The sequence below is a fragment of the Kribbella sp. NBC_01245 genome (genome assembly GCF_036226525.1).
Classification (GTDB): domain Bacteria; phylum Actinomycetota; class Actinomycetes; order Propionibacteriales; family Kribbellaceae; genus Kribbella.
The window spans coordinates 3,887,469-3,903,216 of the sequence record NZ_CP108487.1 but is presented as its reverse complement, the minus strand read 5'-3'; the positions used below and the strand labels follow the sequence as shown (position 1 = coordinate 3,903,216).

Annotated in this window: 15 protein-coding genes; 9 read left to right on the top strand and 6 right to left on the bottom strand. The window is 66.1% G+C overall.

The window, feature by feature from the left end:
- Window positions 1-73 precede the first annotated feature (73 nt).
- The 3 genes from OG394_RS17230 to OG394_RS17220 all read right to left on the bottom strand — a co-directional run bounded on the left by OG394_RS17230 (window position 74) and on the right by OG394_RS17220 (window position 2,187).
- Window positions 74-748: an SRPBCC family protein gene (locus OG394_RS17230; RefSeq protein WP_328996390.1), complete on the bottom strand. Its 675-nt coding sequence runs from the start codon at window positions 746-748 to the stop codon at window positions 74-76.
- The gene (locus OG394_RS17225) at window positions 745-1,344 is read right to left on the bottom strand and encodes a helix-turn-helix domain-containing protein (RefSeq protein WP_328996389.1); all 600 of its coding nucleotides are present in this window, start codon (window positions 1,342-1,344) and stop codon (window positions 745-747) included. Before OG394_RS17225 ends, OG394_RS17230 begins: the two co-directional genes overlap by 4 nt.
- 87 nt (window positions 1,345-1,431) lie before the next feature.
- Window positions 1,432-2,187 (bottom strand): AIM24 family protein, encoded by a 756-nt coding sequence (locus OG394_RS17220; protein ID WP_328996388.1) that lies wholly within the window; start codon window positions 2,185-2,187, stop codon window positions 1,432-1,434.
- Window positions 2,188-2,303: 116 nt separating this feature from the next.
- On the opposite strand from OG394_RS17220, the gene OG394_RS17215 reads away from it, so the two are divergent.
- The 4 genes from OG394_RS17215 (at window position 2,304) to OG394_RS17200 (ending at window position 7,100) form a co-directional block, all read left to right on the top strand.
- Window positions 2,304-3,209 carry a nucleotidyltransferase domain-containing protein gene (locus tag OG394_RS17215; protein ID WP_328996387.1) on the top strand — a complete coding sequence of 302 codons (906 nt, stop codon included), beginning with the start codon at window positions 2,304-2,306 and terminating at the stop codon, window positions 3,207-3,209.
- Window positions 3,206-3,979, top strand: coding sequence for a nucleotidyltransferase domain-containing protein (locus tag OG394_RS17210; RefSeq protein ID WP_328996386.1), 774 nt, complete (start codon window positions 3,206-3,208; stop codon window positions 3,977-3,979). The genes OG394_RS17215 and OG394_RS17210 overlap by 4 nt, the downstream gene beginning before the upstream one ends.
- A 107-nt stretch (window positions 3,980-4,086) precedes the next feature.
- On the top strand, window positions 4,087-6,201 hold the full coding sequence (locus OG394_RS17205; RefSeq protein ID WP_328996385.1) for an alpha-galactosidase: 2,115 nt from the start codon (window positions 4,087-4,089) through the stop codon (window positions 6,199-6,201).
- Between the two features lie 8 nt (window positions 6,202-6,209).
- Window positions 6,210-7,100 (top strand): carbohydrate ABC transporter permease, encoded by an 891-nt coding sequence (locus tag OG394_RS17200; RefSeq protein ID WP_328996384.1) that lies wholly within the window; start codon window positions 6,210-6,212, stop codon window positions 7,098-7,100.
- A 37-nt stretch (window positions 7,101-7,137) separates the two neighbouring features.
- Here the strand turns inward: OG394_RS17200 and OG394_RS17195 are convergent, their stop codons facing one another.
- Complete coding sequence (locus OG394_RS17195) at window positions 7,138-8,172, bottom strand: RNA-guided endonuclease InsQ/TnpB family protein (RefSeq protein ID WP_328996383.1); 1,035 nt, start codon at window positions 8,170-8,172, stop codon at window positions 7,138-7,140.
- Between the two features lie 74 nt (window positions 8,173-8,246).
- Between OG394_RS17195 and OG394_RS17190 the strand changes: the two genes are divergently transcribed.
- The 5 genes from OG394_RS17190 (at window position 8,247) to OG394_RS17170 (ending at window position 12,965) form a co-directional block, all read left to right on the top strand.
- Window positions 8,247-9,128: a carbohydrate ABC transporter permease gene (locus tag OG394_RS17190; RefSeq protein ID WP_328996382.1), complete on the top strand. Its 882-nt coding sequence runs from the start codon at window positions 8,247-8,249 to the stop codon at window positions 9,126-9,128.
- A gap of 8 nt (window positions 9,129-9,136) precedes the next feature.
- On the top strand, window positions 9,137-10,492 hold the full coding sequence (locus OG394_RS17185; protein WP_328996381.1) for an ABC transporter substrate-binding protein: 1,356 nt from the start codon (window positions 9,137-9,139) through the stop codon (window positions 10,490-10,492).
- Window positions 10,493-10,607: 115 nt separating this feature from the next.
- Entirely contained in the window at window positions 10,608-11,093 is a 486-nt protein-coding gene (locus OG394_RS17180; RefSeq protein ID WP_328996380.1) for a DUF1707 SHOCT-like domain-containing protein, read from the top strand.
- Window positions 11,090-11,503, top strand: a complete 414-nt coding sequence (locus tag OG394_RS17175) for a hypothetical protein (RefSeq protein ID WP_328996379.1) — start codon at window positions 11,090-11,092, stop codon at window positions 11,501-11,503. The genes OG394_RS17180 and OG394_RS17175 overlap by 4 nt, the downstream gene beginning before the upstream one ends.
- Window positions 11,496-12,965 (top strand): multicopper oxidase family protein, encoded by a 1,470-nt coding sequence (locus OG394_RS17170; protein ID WP_328996378.1) that lies wholly within the window; start codon window positions 11,496-11,498, stop codon window positions 12,963-12,965. The genes OG394_RS17175 and OG394_RS17170 overlap by 8 nt, the downstream gene beginning before the upstream one ends.
- Before the next feature lie 424 nt (window positions 12,966-13,389).
- Here OG394_RS17170 and OG394_RS17165 read toward each other — a convergent pair whose 3' ends face one another.
- Window positions 13,390-14,487: a sulfite oxidase gene (locus OG394_RS17165; protein ID WP_328996377.1), complete on the bottom strand. Its 1,098-nt coding sequence runs from the start codon at window positions 14,485-14,487 to the stop codon at window positions 13,390-13,392.
- Window positions 14,488-14,542: 55 nt separating this feature from the next.
- A complete protein-coding gene (locus tag OG394_RS17160; protein ID WP_328996376.1) occupies window positions 14,543-15,277 on the bottom strand; it encodes an EamA family transporter in 735 nt (244 codons plus the stop codon).
- Window positions 15,278-15,748: the final 471 nt, after the last annotated feature.

Genomic DNA, 15,748 nt, shown 5'->3' with positions numbered 1-15,748 from the left:
GCGGCCGCGCAGTGCGGGGAATCTACCCCCACTAAGTGACCCACCGGTAGACCTTACGTGCACACCCGAATACCTAGCGTTGTTCGACCCCCTTCATCCAGTACGGCGTCCAGCGCGCGTCCGTCGGCGCGGGGTCGACGGCGTAGAAGGTGAGCACGGCCATCGAGGAGCCGTCGGGTTTGGCCTCCGAGGGCGGCACGTGGCTCAGGATGAGCAGGCCGTCGCCCCAGGCGTCGACGGTGAGGCCGAGCTGGTGCTCCGAGCGGAACCACACCCGACCGCGAAGGACCTCGCCGAGCAACTCGACCTCGTACGACGTACCGGGCTCGCCGTCGACGGGCGCAGCCAACGCCGACTCCGACGTACCGGCGTAGAAGAGGGTGCGACGGGCCTCGCCGGGATGACGTTCGAGGGCGAACTTAAACTGGTGGACGAAGGTGATCCAGCCCTCGGTGATGTCGTCGTAGTACGCCTCCCACTCGGCGTTGTCGCTATGCGGCGCACGGGTGAGCGTGATCCGGGTGCCGCCCTCGACCGGGCTCAGCTCGAACCGGTCGCCGCCCTGGATCTCCAGCGTGTGGTCGTCGGTCGACTCGGTATACGCCGTGAAGAAGATCAGGTCGATCTCGGCCTCGAGGCCCTCGTACTCCCAGCCGTGCCAATGCCGGATCTGGTCCTTGTCGCGCAAGGCGGCCCACACGGCGTCGACCGGCGCGGCGACAGTCACCTCAATACGAGGAGTGTTCACGATGAAGCTCCTTCACTATTACGGGCCGGGCGGGGGAATCCGCCCGCGATCAGGCGATACGGCCGGCCGCCCTCGGCGTCGAAGTCCTCGACCGTACGGCGGACGGCCGCGGTGAGGGCGTCGGTGAATCGGTGCAGGTCACTTGGTTCGGCGAAGCGCACTTCGGCCTCCAGGGTGAACGTGAGCAGGCGCTGCCCGGCGTCGGCGGCCTTGCCCTGCATGCGGGCCACCTCCCGCACAGTCGCGGCGGCCGTCTCGACCAGGTGCTCGGCGGCGTACTGGTCGTGCAACCGGGTGAAGGTTCGTTCCTCGCCGGTGGTCATCACCGAGGGGTCGACCACGATCGCCGCCGACGTGGCCTGGAACAGCCGCTCGACGAACCCGCGTCGCTGCCGCTCCTCGGCCAACTCGATCAGTCCGGCCTTCTCCAGCTCCTTCAGGTGGTAGTTCACCCGCTGCCGCGGTAGGTCCAGCGTCTGCGCGAGCTGGCTGGCCGACGCGGGCTCCTGCAGCAACCCGAGCAGCTGTCGCCGCAACGGCGAGAGCGCCGCCCGCACCTGCTCGGGTTCTTCCAAGTACCTCATCCGGCCGGTCATGACCACCACTGTCGTATTGACAGATTAATTTGTCAATATGCGGTTCCGGGCCGGTCTCCCCAAAGGGAGCCGGCCCGGAGGTTTGGGTCAGCGGCCGCCGAGGAGGCCGCCGAGCATGCCGCCGACGCCTTCTTGGCCGGACTGCTGGCCCTGGCCGGTGCCGCCGATGAGGCCGCCCGGCGGTTGCTCGGACGGCTGGACCACGACGAAGCCCTGGCCGGCGAAGCTCATCGTGAAACCTTCCCCGGTGGTACGGCCGAGCAGCGTGCCGAGGCCGAGCGTCTCAGCGCGCTGGAACCCGGTCTGCAGGCTGGTCGACCAGCAAACCGCGGCCTGCGGATCGGCGAACGTCGGCTGGTCGACGTTCAGCACGACCGGCGTGCCCGCACAGGTGATCGCGATCCGGCCCTGACCGCTGAAGTTGCAGTTGAACAGACCGGCGTTCGACATCATCCCGGCACCTTGGACCATCTTGATGTCCCAGCTGAGCGACGATTCGAAGGCGAGCACGTTGGCGCCATTGATGCTGAGGCCGTCGTGCGGCCCCTCCAGGTCGATCAGGTAGATATCCGCGGCGTGGTCGGCGAGGAACACATCGCCCTGACCACGCATCTTCATCAGCGGAATGCCCTCGCCGGTGAGCTTGGCCTTCAGGAACTTGCCGATACCGCCCGAGCCCTGTGCCTCGAACTGCACGTTGCCCTGATAGGCGACCATCGACCCCTGCCGCGCGAACACCTCGCCGCGCAGCTCGACCTTGAGCAGCTTCGAGTTCTGCAACCGCAGTCCGGCCTGAGCCGACTCCTGCTCCTGGTTCGACGCGGCGAACAAGTCACTTCGCATGACTACCCCCTCCATGTGGTGATTCAGCGTAAATAGTGACGCACGTCAGGCCCGTCCGGTGCCGTCGATCCCGCCCCGACCTCCGGATGGCCTGCCCCTTCCGGCAGCATGACGGCATGTCCGCTGCCATGCCACAGCTCGCGCCCGGAACCCAGGTCGTGCTGCGCGCCGCGAGCGGCCAGATCCCGGCGGGCGCGACCGGCCGGGTGACGGGTCTGCGGGCCGATGGGCGGTACGACGTACGCCTGGTCGACGGGCGCGAGGCGGTCTGCGATCGCGACGGCCTCGCGCTGCGAACGGCGTACCAGAGTGAGCAGGTCGCGGTCATGCCAGTCGACGGCGCGACGCTGGTCCGGGACCACACCGTGTACGCCGTGATTGTCGGCTCGCGCGCCTTCGGTCTGGACACGGACGCCTCCGATACTGATACCCGCGGTGTGTACGTCGCTCCGACCCCGGCGTTCTGGTCTTTCGCCAAGCCGCCGGCGCATGTCGATGGGCCGGATGACGAGTGGTTCTCCTGGGAGGTCGAGCGCTTCTGTGAACTTGCGCTCAAGGCCAATCCGAACATTCTCGAAGTCCTGCATTCGCCACTGGTCGTGCGGCAGACGCCGATCGGGGAGGAGCTGGTCGGCCTGCGTGATGCCTTCTTGTCGCAGCTCGCCTACCAGACGTACTCGGGGTATGTGCTGAGCCAGTTCAAGAAGCTCGAGACGGATTTCCGGCGCGATGGCAGGCCCAAGTGGAAGCACGTCATGCACCTGATCCGGTTGTTGCTCGCGGCCCGTACTCTGCTACGCGAAGGTCGCCTCGCCATCGACGCCGGCGACCACCGCGACCGCCTCCTCGCCGTACGCCGAGGCGAACTGCCATGGGAAGAGGTCGAGCGCTGGCGGTTGAGCCTGCACGCCGAACTTGAGACGGCACTCGCGAGTACTTCGTTGCCGGAGGCACCGGATACCGCGAGAGTGGACGCTTGGCTGCATACCGTTCGTGCGCGCAATCTGGAGGGCATGCGATGACCCGCGACATGACCGGACTCGACTTCGACGAACTGCGCGGCATCATCGACGATCAGCCCTACCGGTTGATGTTCGCGACGGTTTCGGGCGCGCATCTGTACGGGTTTCCGAGTCGCGACTCCGACGTCGACCTGCGGGGCGTGCACGTCTTGCCCGTCGAGGAAGTCGTCGGGTTGCGCACCGGCCCCGAGACCCTCGACCGGACCTGGTTCCAGAACGAGGCCGAGGTCGACCTGGTCAGTCACGATTTCGCCAAGTTCGCGCGGTTGATGTTGCGGCGCAACGGCTACGTGCTGGAGCAAGTGCTGTCACCACTGGTCGTTGCCTCCAGCCCCCATCACGAGGAACTCGTTGCCCTGAGCCCCGGATGCCTGACCAAGTGGCATTCGCATCACTATCGCGGTTTCGGCAAGAACCAGTGGGACCTGTTCGGTAAGAGTGGTGAGCTCAAGCCGCTGCTCTACACCTTCCGGGTCCTGCTGACCGGCATCCACCTCTTGCGCTCGGGTGAGGTGCAGGCCGATCTGCGTGAGCTCACGTCGCTACCTGAGGCGCCGGACTACCTGAGCGAGCTGATGGCGGTGAAGACCGAGGCCGAACACGGCAGTCTGAACGACCTGCCCACGCCTCCGGCCGCTGAGAGCCTGGAGCGGGACTACGAGCGACTGCAGCGGGCGCTCGACGATGGGGAGGCGGCCTCGATCCTGCCCGACCAGCCGTCCGCGGCGGAGGGCCTCCACGATCTGTTGATCAGAGTGCGACTTCAGTAGCTAAGCGTCACCAAGCTCTTACTTCAGTTGGTCAAGGTATTGACAGGGCGCCCCAGGGGCGGGATTGTCCTTGCCTAAGAATCAACAGAAAGAAGAGTGAATCAACAGTGTCGAACATTGACCTGCTGCACTTCCGGGCCGCTGGGGTCAGTCTGGTGCTTGACTGCGCCGGGCCGACGCTGCCGGTGGTGGTTCATTGGGGTGCGGACCTCGGTGAGCTGGATCTGGCGGAGCTGAAGCGTGGTGCCGGTACGGCGCAGGCCGGTAACGGGCTCGACGAGAACCAGCCGGTCACGGTCGTTCCCGAGTACTCGTCCGGGTGGTTCGGCCTCCCCGGGTTGAGTGGTCATCGCGATGGCGTCAACTTCTCTACCGCCTTCCAAAGGACTGAGGCCGCGGTCATCGGCGACAACGCCGTCCGGGTCAAGGCGGTTGACGAGGCGGCCGGGCTCGAGTTGACGGTCGACCTCGAGCTCACGCCGTCCGGGCTCGTGCGGGCGAAGGCTGAGGTCACGAACGTGGGCGCGTCGGCGTACACGGTGGACGGGTTGCGGATCGCCCTGCCGGTGCCGACCGAGGCCACCGAGTTGTTCGACATGACCGGCAGGCACGCGGGCGAGCGGGCGCCGCAGCGGCACGCCTTCACTCAGGGCGCGCACGTGCGGGACAGCCGCCGCGGCCGGACCGGGGCCGACGCGACGTTGCTGCTGTACGCCGGTGAGCGCGGGTTCGGCTTCAACTCCGGCGAGGTCTGGGGTATCCACACCGCGTGGAGCGGCAACCACAAGACGTACGCCGAACGCGGGCAGACCGGCTTCGGCGTCGTCGGTGGTGGCGAGCTGCTGCTCCCCGGCGAGGGACGGCTCGAACCAGGCGAGTCGTACGAGACGCCCTGGATTTTCGGCGCGTACGGCGTGGGTCTTGACGAAGCGTCGACCCGATTCCACGAATACCTGCGGGCCCGGCCGAACCACCCGAGCACCACTAGGCCAGTCGTACTGAACACCTGGGAAGCCGTCTACTTCGACCACGACCTCGAAAGGCTGAAGGCGATCGCGAACGCGGCCGCCGAGGTCGGCGCCGAGCGGTTCGTACTCGACGACGGCTGGTTCAACGGCCGCCGGGACGATCGCGCCGGACTGGGGGACTGGTACGTCGACGCCGGCGTCTGGCCGAAGGGGCTGCACCCGTTGGTCGACCACGTGATCGGACTCGGACTACAGTTCGGCCTCTGGTTCGAGCCGGAGATGGTCAACCCGGACTCCGACCTAGCCCGCAATCACCCCGAGTGGATCCTTGCCACCGGCAACCGAATGCCGCCGACCGCCCGGCATCAGCAAGTGCTCAACCTCGGCATTCCCGAGGCGTACGACTACTTGCTCGAGCGGCTCGTCTCGTTACTTGCCGAGTACAAGGACATCTCGTATCTCAAGTGGGACCACAACCGCGATCTCGTTGACGCGGGCAACCAACTGACCGGCCGACCAGGTGTGCACGCGCAGACGCTGGCGATCTACCGTCTGCTGGACGAACTGCGCGAACGCCATCCCGGGTTGGAGATCGAGTCCTGCTCGTCGGGTGGTGCGCGAGTCGACCTCGGCATCCTCGAACGCACCGACCGCGTCTGGGGTAGCGACAACAACGACGCCCTTGAACGGCAACGCATCCAGCGCTACACCCAACTGCTGCTACCGCCCGAGTTGATCGGCTGCCACGTCGGCCCGCCGACCTCGCACAGCTCCGGACGGACCCAGTCCCTCGCGTTCCGGGCGATCACCGCGATGTTCGGCCATTTCGGCATCGAGTGGGACATCAGTGCGGCGACGCCGGAGGAACGGGCCGAGCTGGCAGGGTGGGTTGCGCTGCACAAGGAACTACGTCCGCTTTTGCATACCGGCCGGGTGGTCCGCGCGGACCGTGGGCCGGACGAATTCTGGTTGCACGGTGTGGTGGCCCAAGACGGCTCGCGGGCCGTCTTCGCCGCCGTACAGCTGGTCCAGTCGATCACCTCCGACTTGGGCCGGGTTCGCATTCCTGGTTTGGCGCCCGACCGGCGCTACCGGGTATCGCGCCTGCACACGCCCGGCAAGCAATTGCGGGCAGCCGACTGGATGAGCGACGCCGTCGAGTTGAACGGCGCCGCCCTCGCCGCGGTCGGCGTACAGATCCCTGCCCAGTGGCCCGAGAACGCGATCCTGCTGGACATCCGCTCCCTCGACTAGGAGGCCCGGTGACCGCCAAGGCGAGCACCCGACGGTACGGCGACTTGAAGGTGGCCGTGATCTTCCTGATCCCGGCCACCATCGGCTTCGTGGTGTTCTACATCTGGCCCACGTTGCGCGGCGCGTACCTGAGTTTCACCGAATACAGCCTGCTCACGCCGCCGAAGTTCAACGGCCTCGACAACTACGAGCGAATGCTGCATGACAGCTTCTTCTGGAACGCGCTCGTGGTCACCGTCGAGTATGTGGTGATCAACATCGGATTGCAGACCGTGCTCGCGGTCGGGATCGCGATGCTGATGTTCCGGCTGACGAAGTCGATCGTGGTCCGCGGCGTCATCCTGCTGCCGTACCTGATCGCGAACGTGGTGGTCGCCCTGGTCTGGTTCTGGATGCTCGACTACCAGGTCGGCATCTTGAACCAGCTGCTGACGTGGGTCGGAATCGACCCGATCGCGTTCTTCGGTGAATCGGTCTGGGGGATCCCGACGATTGCCTTGATCAACGTTTGGCGGCACATGGGCTATACCGCCCTGCTTGTTTTCGCCGGCCTGCAGACGATTCCGTCGTACGTCTACGAAGCGGCGGAAGTCGACGGTGCTTCGGAGTGGCACGCGTTCCGGCGGATCACCCTGCCGTTGCTCCGGCCCGTCCTGGTGATGGTGCTGGTGGTGACGATGATCGGGTCGTTCCAGATCTTCGACACGGTTGCGGTGACCACGCAGGGTGGTCCGATCAACGCGACCCGGGTCCTCTACTACTACATCTACGAGCGGGCGTTCACCCGGTTCGACTTCGGTTACGCCTCCGCGATGGCGATGGTGTTGTTCGCGATCCTGGCGGTGGTCTCGTTGCTCCAGATGAAGTTGCTGCGGGCCAAGGAGAGTGACCTGGCTTGACGTCCTCCCCTGCCTGGTGGCGGGGGATTTCATCCCACTACGCGGAGGTAGCGAGATGTGGTTCACGCTTCAACGGCACAGACCTCGTGCCTCGGCGTGCGGTCACGGCCCGTCCGGCCGCGATGTTCCTGGCTGCATTCACATCAGCATGCTGAGCGAGGATGCCCCGGTTCAATCCCGCTTTGGCCCGGACGTTGCGGCCCGGCTGCTCGACGGTGCCGCGTGCGGAGCGGGTCATGTTGCGGATCTTCAGGTCCTCGACCCGGATCAGGTCGAACCGCCCAGCGATATAGGTGGAGATCTTCTCGACCCAGTCCTTGCGCCGATCGGTTTCGCGGGCCAGCAGTCGGGCGATGGCTATCTTTATCCGGGTGCGCCGGTTCGATCCGCGTCTGCACCGCGCGAGCTGCTGTTGCAGCTGCTTCAGCCGGGTCTTTTCGGGGCCGCGCAGTCCGGGGCATGCGAGCAGTTCGCCGGTGGACAGGGCCGCCGACACAGCGACACCGCGGTCGACTCCGACGGCCTCACCGCTTCCGGGTGCCGGTACCGGGTCGGGGATGGCGGCGAAGGCGATGTGCCACCGCCCCACCCGGTCGCGGGTGATCCGGTACGACTTTGCATCCGGCACCTGTCGCGACCAGCGGAACTTGATCCAGCCGGCTTTCGGCACCAGCACCCGGCCCCATTTACGGTTCAACCGTTCGACCCGCTGGGCCTGTGGCCCTACGATCCGGAACCCCTCGCGTCGGCCGGCCCTGCGCCACGGCGGCCTGGAGTGAGTACCGCCAAAGAAGTTTCGCCAGGCTTGGTCGAGGTCGCGCAATGCTTGCTGTTGCACCGTTTGCGACCCGGCCGCCAGCCACGGCTCCGCGGCGCGGGCTTCGGTCAGCTGCGAGCACTGTGCATTGTATCCGGGGGTGGGTGGCCGTCCTGGTCGCCACATCAGTCGCTGTTCGAGTCCGAGGTTCCACACGTACCGGGCATGGCCGCAGTGCCCCAGCAGCGCAGTCTCCTGCGCGGGGGTCGGGACAAGCCGGTACCTGGACACGCCACCAATTGTGGCGACCGCCACCGACAATTTTCTGAAGGGAGGGACCGGCGTCTAATCCCCGCCCTCGAGGACGGGATTTCCGCGCCGGACTACCGATGAGAGAACGGATCAACCCGGGCCGGGTGGTCGCGTGGACCATGCTTGTCCTGCTGATGCTGGTGACGATCTTCCCCTTCTACTGGATGTTGCGTACGGCGCTGTCGAACAACGTGGCGCTGGTCGGCGACCCCGGTTCGCTGCTGCCGGTCGAGACTACGCTCGGCGCGTTCAGACGAGTGCTCGGTCTGGCCTCGGTCGAGGAGGCGCAGGCCCAAGGTGGTAGCGGCGCCTCGGTCAACTTCTGGCTGTACCTGCGGAACTCGTTGGTCGTGGCAACCGTCACGACGTTCTGCCAGGTCTTCTTCAGCGCGATGGCGGCGTACGCCTTCGCCCGGTTGCGCTGGCCCGGCCGGGACAAGGTGTTCGCGTTGTTCCTGGCGGCGTTGATGGTGCCGCCGATCTTCAGCACCTTGCCGAACTTCGTACTGATCAAGAACCTCGGCCTGCTGAACAGTTTTGCCGGCATCATCCTGCCGAGTGCGTTCATGACGCCGTTCGCGATCTTCTTCCTGCGCCAGTTCTTCATCACGATCAACCGGGAGCTGGAGGAGGCCGCGATGATCGACGGCGCCGGCCATCCCCGGATCTTCTTCCAGATGATCCTGCCGATGAGCGCGGCGCCGATCACCACGCTCGCGATCCTGACGTACATCACCTCGTGGAACGACTACTTCTGGCCGTTGCTGGTCGGGCAGCAGGAGAACGTGCGCGTGCTGACCGTTGCCCTCGGCATCTTCCGGTCGCAGACGCCGCAGGGCTCGCCGGACTGGGCCGGGCTGATGGCGGCGACGCTGGTGGCCGCGCTGCCGATCCTGATCCTGTTCCTCGCGTTCGCGAAGCGGATCACCAACTCCATCGGTTTCTCCGGGATCAAGTGAGGTTCGAGATGTCCATCTCACGTCGTTCATTCCTTGCCGGGGCCGCCGGTCTGGCCGCCGCGGCCGTTGCCGGATGCAACAACGGGGTCGCGAACCGTCCACCGGGCGAGGTGTCGTACTGGCTCTGGGACTCGGCGCAACTGCCGATGTACGTCGAGTGCGCGAAGGCCTTCCAGCGTAAGCATCCGCAGTACTCGGTCAAGGTCGAGCAGTTCGGCTGGAACGACTACTGGTCGAACCTGGTCACCGGCTTCATCTCCGGCACCGCGCCGGACGTCTTCACCTCGCACTCCGCGCGGTATCCGCTGTTCGCCGCGAAGGACCAACTGCTGTCGATCGACGAGTTGGTCGAGCGCGACGTACTCGACCTCGGGATCTACCAGAAGGGTCTGGCCGAGCGCTGGATCGGCGACGATGGCAAGCGCTACGGCCTGCCGAAGGACTGGGACACCGAGGCGTACTTCTACAACAGCGCGATGACCGCCGACGCGGGCATCAGCGCCGACCAGATCAACTCGATGACGTGGAACCCGGCTGATGGCGGGACGTTCGAGCAGATCGTCCGGCGGCTCACCGTGGACAGCAAAGGCCGGCGCGGGGATCAACCGGGCTTCGACAAGAACAACATCAAGGTCTTCGGTCTCGGCTTCAGCGATGGCGGCGACTCGGACGGCCAGACCAGCTGGAGCTGGTACGCCGCAACGAACGGCTGGACCTACAGCGAGGGTGAACCGTGGGGGACGAAGTTCTTCTACGGCGATCCGAAATTCACCGAGACGATCGGGTGGTACCGCGGTCTCATCACCAAGGGCTACATGCCGACCCTCGCGCAGGCCAAGTCAGGCGTGGGGATCACCGAGGCCTTCGGCGCCGGCAAGTACGCGATCACGCCGAACGGGTCCTGGATGCTCGGCACCTACGCGGGCCTGGGCCGGGTCAAGACCAAGCTGGCCCGGTTGCCGCAAGGCCCGAACGGCAAGCGGATGTCGATGATGAACGGTCTGGCCGACACGATCTGGGCCGGGACCAATCGCAAGGACGCCGCGTGGGCCTGGGTGAGCTTCCTCGGTTCGAAGGAGGCGCAGGACATCGTCGCGAAGGCCGCCGTGGTCTTCCCGGCCGTGACCGCCTGCATGCCCGCGGCCCAGCAGGCCTTCGCGGCCGACGGCTGGGACATCACGCCCTTCCTCGAGCCGGTCAGCGCGGGTGCGACCTTCGCCTACCCGGCCAATCCCAACGCGGCTGACGTGTCGTCGGTCATGAAGCCTGCGATGGACTCTGTGATGGCGTTCGAGACCGACCCGAAAGACCTGATCGAGGCCAACAATGACGTCAACCAGATCCTCTCGGCCGCCTCCTCCTGAGCGTGCGTGTACTCCCTGGGGAGTAGGCGAGGTGCCGCCGCCTGGGCGACGCGCCGCAGGGGGTGCGCGGGACACGATCGTCGTAGTCAGTTCGACGACGATCTAGGGGAGAGTCATGAGCGGGAACGAGAACGACCGCCCGGACGGGGTCCGGGTTGGGGATCAGGAGCGGGAGGAGGCGGTCCGGCGGCTCGGCGAGCACTACGAGGCCGGGCGGCTGACCGCGGAGGAGCACACCGAGCGGGTGGGCGAGGCCTTGAAGGCGAAGACCGAGGCCGATCTGAAGGCGTTGTTCACCGATCTGCCGGAGCAGTCATCCTGGGGTGGTATTCCGTGGCCGCCGCCTGGCGCGCCTTGGACCGCGCCTCAGGACGAGCGCTCCGGTAAGCAGCGGGGTCTGGGGAGCTGGGCCGGTCCTGGCCGAAAGGGTCTGCCGGTGCCGGTGATCGCGGCGTTGGTCGGGTTCGCCTTGCTGGCGTCGATCGCGTGTGCCGTCGTGGGCGGCCATCCGCCGGTGCCGTTGTTCCTGGTGCTGATCATCGGCGCGGTGATCTTCGCGCAGCGTAAGAAGCAGCGCGGCATGCAAGGCCGAAGCGCGTGAGGGCGGCGTACCGGGTGCTGGCCATGCTGGTCACGCTCGGGGTCGTGATCCAGGTGGCGGCGATCGGGCTCGACGGGTTCATGCTGAACAGTGATGCCCGCGACGGCGTCACGGTCGACTCGTCGTATAGCAATCTCGGACAGTCGATCCATGCGATGAACGGCAACATCCTGGCCGTGGTGGTGCTCGCACTGCTGGTGGTGTCGTTCTTCGCCGACGTACCGGGTGGGCGCAAGCTCGCCGGGATCGTCTTCGGGTTGGTCGTACTCCAGATCACGCTCGCGGTGCTCGCCTCGGGCGCGCCTGCCCTTGGCATCCTGCATGGGATCAACGGGTTGGCGATCGCCGGAGTGGCGAGTATGGCGGCTAAGCGCGCTAGTACGCCCCCAGTCCTCTCGACCAGTGGCTGAGGCAAGTCGGCGGAAGCGTCGGCGCGGGCTGGTCGCTCTCGGAATGGCTCTCGCGGTGCTCGCGCCGCTGGCCTATCTGTGGGCGACCAGCTTGGTGCCGGACGACTACTCCGCCATGGAGATGGGGTACGCCGACAATGGTGGCGGGCCTGCCCACGATCATGCTGCAGGTCATGGCGTTGGTGGTGTCAGCGTCGCGGACTTGCGAGGGCCGGCCGGTAAGCCTGATGTGGACGTGACGGTGACGGCTCGCAAGGGGAAGATCACGCTGGCGAGCGGTCAGGTCATCGACGGATTCACGCTGAACGGGACCTCGCCGGGGCCGGCTCTTCGCGCTCGTGTTGGGGATCTGGTCCAGGTCACGCTGGTCAACGAGTCGGTGACCGAAGGCGCGACCCTGCACTGGCACGGGATCGACGTACCGAATGCCGAAGATGGTGTGGCGGGAGTGACTCAGGATTCCGTTGCCGTTGGCAAGCGTCATACCTATCGGTTCCGGGCCGTCGACGCTGGGACGTACTGGTATCACTCGCATCAGGTGTCCAGCGAGCAGGTCCGCGATGGGTTGTTCGGCACCATCGTGATCGACGGGGCACAGCCAGTACGGGATGTGGTTGCCGCGATCCATACGTACGACGAGAGGCGCAGTATCAACGGGCATATCGGGCAATCCCGGCATGACCTTGCGGCCGGTACGACGGTAAGGGTCCGCGTGGTGAACACGGATAACGCCGTCATCCGGATCGGTCTGGCTGGTACGACGTACCGCGTGGTGGCCGTGGATGGGCGGGAGTTGCGCGGGCCTTCGGACGTCAAGGGCGCGGGGTATCTCCTGCCTGCCGGCGGCCGGGTCGACCTGGAGGCGGTGGTGCCTGCGGAGGGTATGCGGCTGGATGCGGGTGGTGCCGCGACGTCCCTGCTGATTGGGCCGAGTGGTTCCAGTGGGCCGGTGGTGGGGATGTCGGCGGAGAACGTGGATTTGCTGTCGTATGGCAAGGCTGGGCCGATCGGGTTCAAGCCGGACGAGGCGGATCGGCGGTTCGAGTACCGGATTGGGCGGAGGGCTGGGTTCCTGGACGGTAAGCCCGGGTTGTGGTGGACGATCAACGGGAAGTTGATGCCTGACGTGCCGATGTACATGGTGAGCGAGGGCGACGTGGTCCGCATGCGCATCACCAACAAGAGCGGTCAGGCGCATCCGATGCACTTGCATGGCCATCACGCGGTGGTGCTGAGCCGCAACGGCGTGCCGTCATCCGGCAGCCCCTGGTGGACCGACACGTTGGAGGTCGGCGACGACGAGTCCTACGAAATCGCCTTCGTAGCCGACAACCCCGGCATCTGGATGGACCACTGCCACAACCTCCCCCACGCCAAACAAGGCCTAATGACCCACCTCGCCTACACAGGCTTCACCACCCCCTACCGCATAGGCGGCCACCACCACAACGAACCGGAATAACCACCAGTCCGATTCGCATCCCCTAAGCACGCAGCGCTTAGGTGGTGCCCATCGGGCTAGTGGTGCCGGTGTTGGCGTTGGTTAGCCCGTTAGGCGTAGGGACTCGCTTAGGCGGTGTAGGCGGTTGGCCTGGGCTGCGGCTATTCGTTCGCAGGCGGCGTCTATGGCGGCGCGTTGGGAGCAGAAGTAGCCGTACCAGTACGGGTCGTCTGGTTGTGGATCGTCGAGGTCGTCGACATCGACGTACCAGACGCTCCCCGGCGGACCCTCCGGCCGCCGAAACACCCTTGCGTGCAGGTGAATGCCAATTGCCTGGTCAGTGTCCAAGGAGTTCATCGCCCGCGTCCCATGTGAGAAATCGTGCGTTGCACCTATCCCCATCATGGAACTTTCGATGCGCGGAACCGCCACTCGACACGCGGGTTCAGTCGATCACAACAACCGGAATCCGATGCGCGCTGTTGTTGGCGAAACCCCCACGATTCCAGGCCGCCTGCAGCGGTTGAACCCGCCCACTCTCATCCCGAGCGCGGGCCGTGAGCTCATACTCACCCGGCGTCGCATCCCACTCCACGCTGAATCCGCGCCAGGCAAGGTCATTGCCCTCGGCATCTAGTTCAGCTTCCCGCCAACTGGCCCCACCATCGACGCTGACCTCGACCAGATCCACCGGCGCCCAGCCCGACCACGCACGCCCGCGAAGTACAACCGCCCCGGTCTTGAGGATCCGCGCCCGGCTCATGAAATCAGGATGACCAGGCGGGATCAGCAACGCGCGCGGCTCGATCCGGGTCACCGGCACGCCGGGATCGTCCGCACTACTCCGCAGGCGGTACGCGACCGCGTTCTGGAAGCCGGTGAACTCGTGGTCGATGACCTCGATCGAGCGCAACCACTTCACGCTGGCCATCCCATACCACCCCGGCACGACCAGTCGCAGCGGGAAGCCGTGCTGAGGCGGCAGCGGTTCGCCGTTCATCTCCCAGGCGACGAGCGCACCAACTTCCATCGCCTCGGTCAGGGAAAGCCCGCGCTGGTAATCCTGCTCCACACCGCGCTCGAACCCGTGGTCCGCACCCGTGAATACGACGTCGACGCCATCGGGTCGTACACCGGCGTGTTCGAGCAGCACCGTCAACGGCACCCCGGTCCATTCGGCCGTGCCGACGGCTTCCACGAGCCAGGGCTGGCTGACCGGCCGCGGGTCTTGCCGCGCACGGCCGTTGCCCGCGCATTCGAGGGTGACCCGGACGATCTGCCGGTTCATCGCCTTCAACTCGGTCAGACCGATCGACAATGGTTGCTCGACGCAACCAGTTAGCTCGAGCTGCCAGTTCGGGGCATCCGCCGCGGGGATGTCGTAGTGCACCAGGACGTAGTGCAGCCCGGCCGGCGTCACGTCGTACCGCATGGCCTCCAGCGGCATGCCGTGATTACGCGCGGCGAGTTGCAGCTCCTCGAGCGTCACCCCTTCGCCCTTCCCGGCGACGCGTGATGCGGTACTGAAGGTCTCGACGGACATAGCGGCCCCTCCGGCTGTTTTCCGGTCCTGCCGTCCAGCCTATGCCCGTCGGTCGTCAGAGGTCGCGCTGTTCCGAACGCGGGGTTCGGGTGACGGTGATCGAGGCGGCGACTACGCAGACCATGCCCGCGATCTGTACGGCGCTCAGGCGTTGGCTTAGGACTAGCAGGCCGGCTAGCGCGCCGACGGCTGGTTCGAGGCTCATGAGGATGCCGAAGACGGCCGGGTTCATGCGTCGTAGGGCCAGGGTCTCGAGCGAGTAGGGGAGGACCGAGGACAGTATGGCGATCGCTGCGCCTAGGGCTAGGTGGTGCCAGTGCAGGAGGTCGGCACCGGCTGTGGCTACGCCGATCGGCGCGGTGATGAGGCTGCTGACGACCATTGCTAGTGCCAGGCCGTCTAGTTGGGCGAATCGTCGGCCGGTTTCGGCGCTGAGGAGGATGTAGCCGGCCCAGAAGACGCCGGCCAAAGCGGCGAAACCTACGCCGATCCAGTCGACTTTGGAGAGGTCATGGCCGTTGACCAGTACGACGCCCGCCGCTGCCGCCGCGACGGCGATCAGGTCGCGCCGCCGCCGGGACATCGCGGCGGCCAGGCCGAGGGGGCCGATGAACTCGATCGTGACGGCGACGCCGAGGGGGAGCCGTTCGAGGCTCAGATAGAAGGAGAGGTTCATCAATCCAAGGACGATGCCGAAGGCAACAACTGCGAGTAGATCCTTCTTGGTCCGCCCTCGCAGTCCTGGCCTGGCGATCAGCAACAAGATAGGAACAGCCAGCAACAACCGCATGGTGACAGTACCGGCGGGCCCAATATCCTGAATCAGCTTCGCCGCCAAGGCCCCGCCGAACTGAACAGAAACCACCCCACCCAACACCAGCCCCGCCGCCGGCACCCGAGGCTTCTCCGTCACACCCCGATCCCATCACACCCCCGCACAGCGCACGGCGCCACTCCAGGCGCCAATGGGCGGCCAACCGGTGAAGGTGCCGTCACTGCACGGCGACGATTGGGCGCATCTCGCGCCCCTACTCCCAGCAGGGTGGGCGTGACTTATAGGGAAGGCTTTGAACGGATGGGGCGCGAGATGCGCCCAATCGTCGCAACATCAGCATCCGGATCTTTGAAGGCTTGGGATCCAAAATGGCCCTGTATTGCGCCCAATCGCCGCCGTGCAGTGGCACCACCTTCATCATGATCCGCCCTTAGTGGCCGGCGCGGTGGCGGCACCCGCCTAATGATGCGCCTTGCTGGCCGGCGC

Coding starts and splice junctions, on each gene's coding strand:
- OG394_RS17225 (WP_328996389.1), bottom strand. CDS start 1,344: ATGACCGGCCGGATGAGGTACTTGGAAGAACCCGAGCAGGTGCGGGCG.
- OG394_RS17220 (WP_328996388.1), bottom strand. CDS start 2,187: ATGCGAAGTGACTTGTTCGCCGCGTCGAACCAGGAGCAGGAGTCGGCT.
- OG394_RS17215 (WP_328996387.1), top strand. CDS start 2,304: ATGTCCGCTGCCATGCCACAGCTCGCGCCCGGAACCCAGGTCGTGCTG.
- OG394_RS17210 (WP_328996386.1), top strand. CDS start 3,206: ATGACCCGCGACATGACCGGACTCGACTTCGACGAACTGCGCGGCATC.
- OG394_RS17190 (WP_328996382.1), top strand. CDS start 8,247: ATGAGAGAACGGATCAACCCGGGCCGGGTGGTCGCGTGGACCATGCTT.
- OG394_RS17185 (WP_328996381.1), top strand. CDS start 9,137: ATGTCCATCTCACGTCGTTCATTCCTTGCCGGGGCCGCCGGTCTGGCC.
- OG394_RS17180 (WP_328996380.1), top strand. CDS start 10,608: ATGAGCGGGAACGAGAACGACCGCCCGGACGGGGTCCGGGTTGGGGAT.
- OG394_RS17165 (WP_328996377.1), bottom strand. CDS start 14,487: ATGTCCGTCGAGACCTTCAGTACCGCATCACGCGTCGCCGGGAAGGGC.
- OG394_RS17160 (WP_328996376.1), bottom strand. CDS start 15,277: ATGCGGTTGTTGCTGGCTGTTCCTATCTTGTTGCTGATCGCCAGGCCA.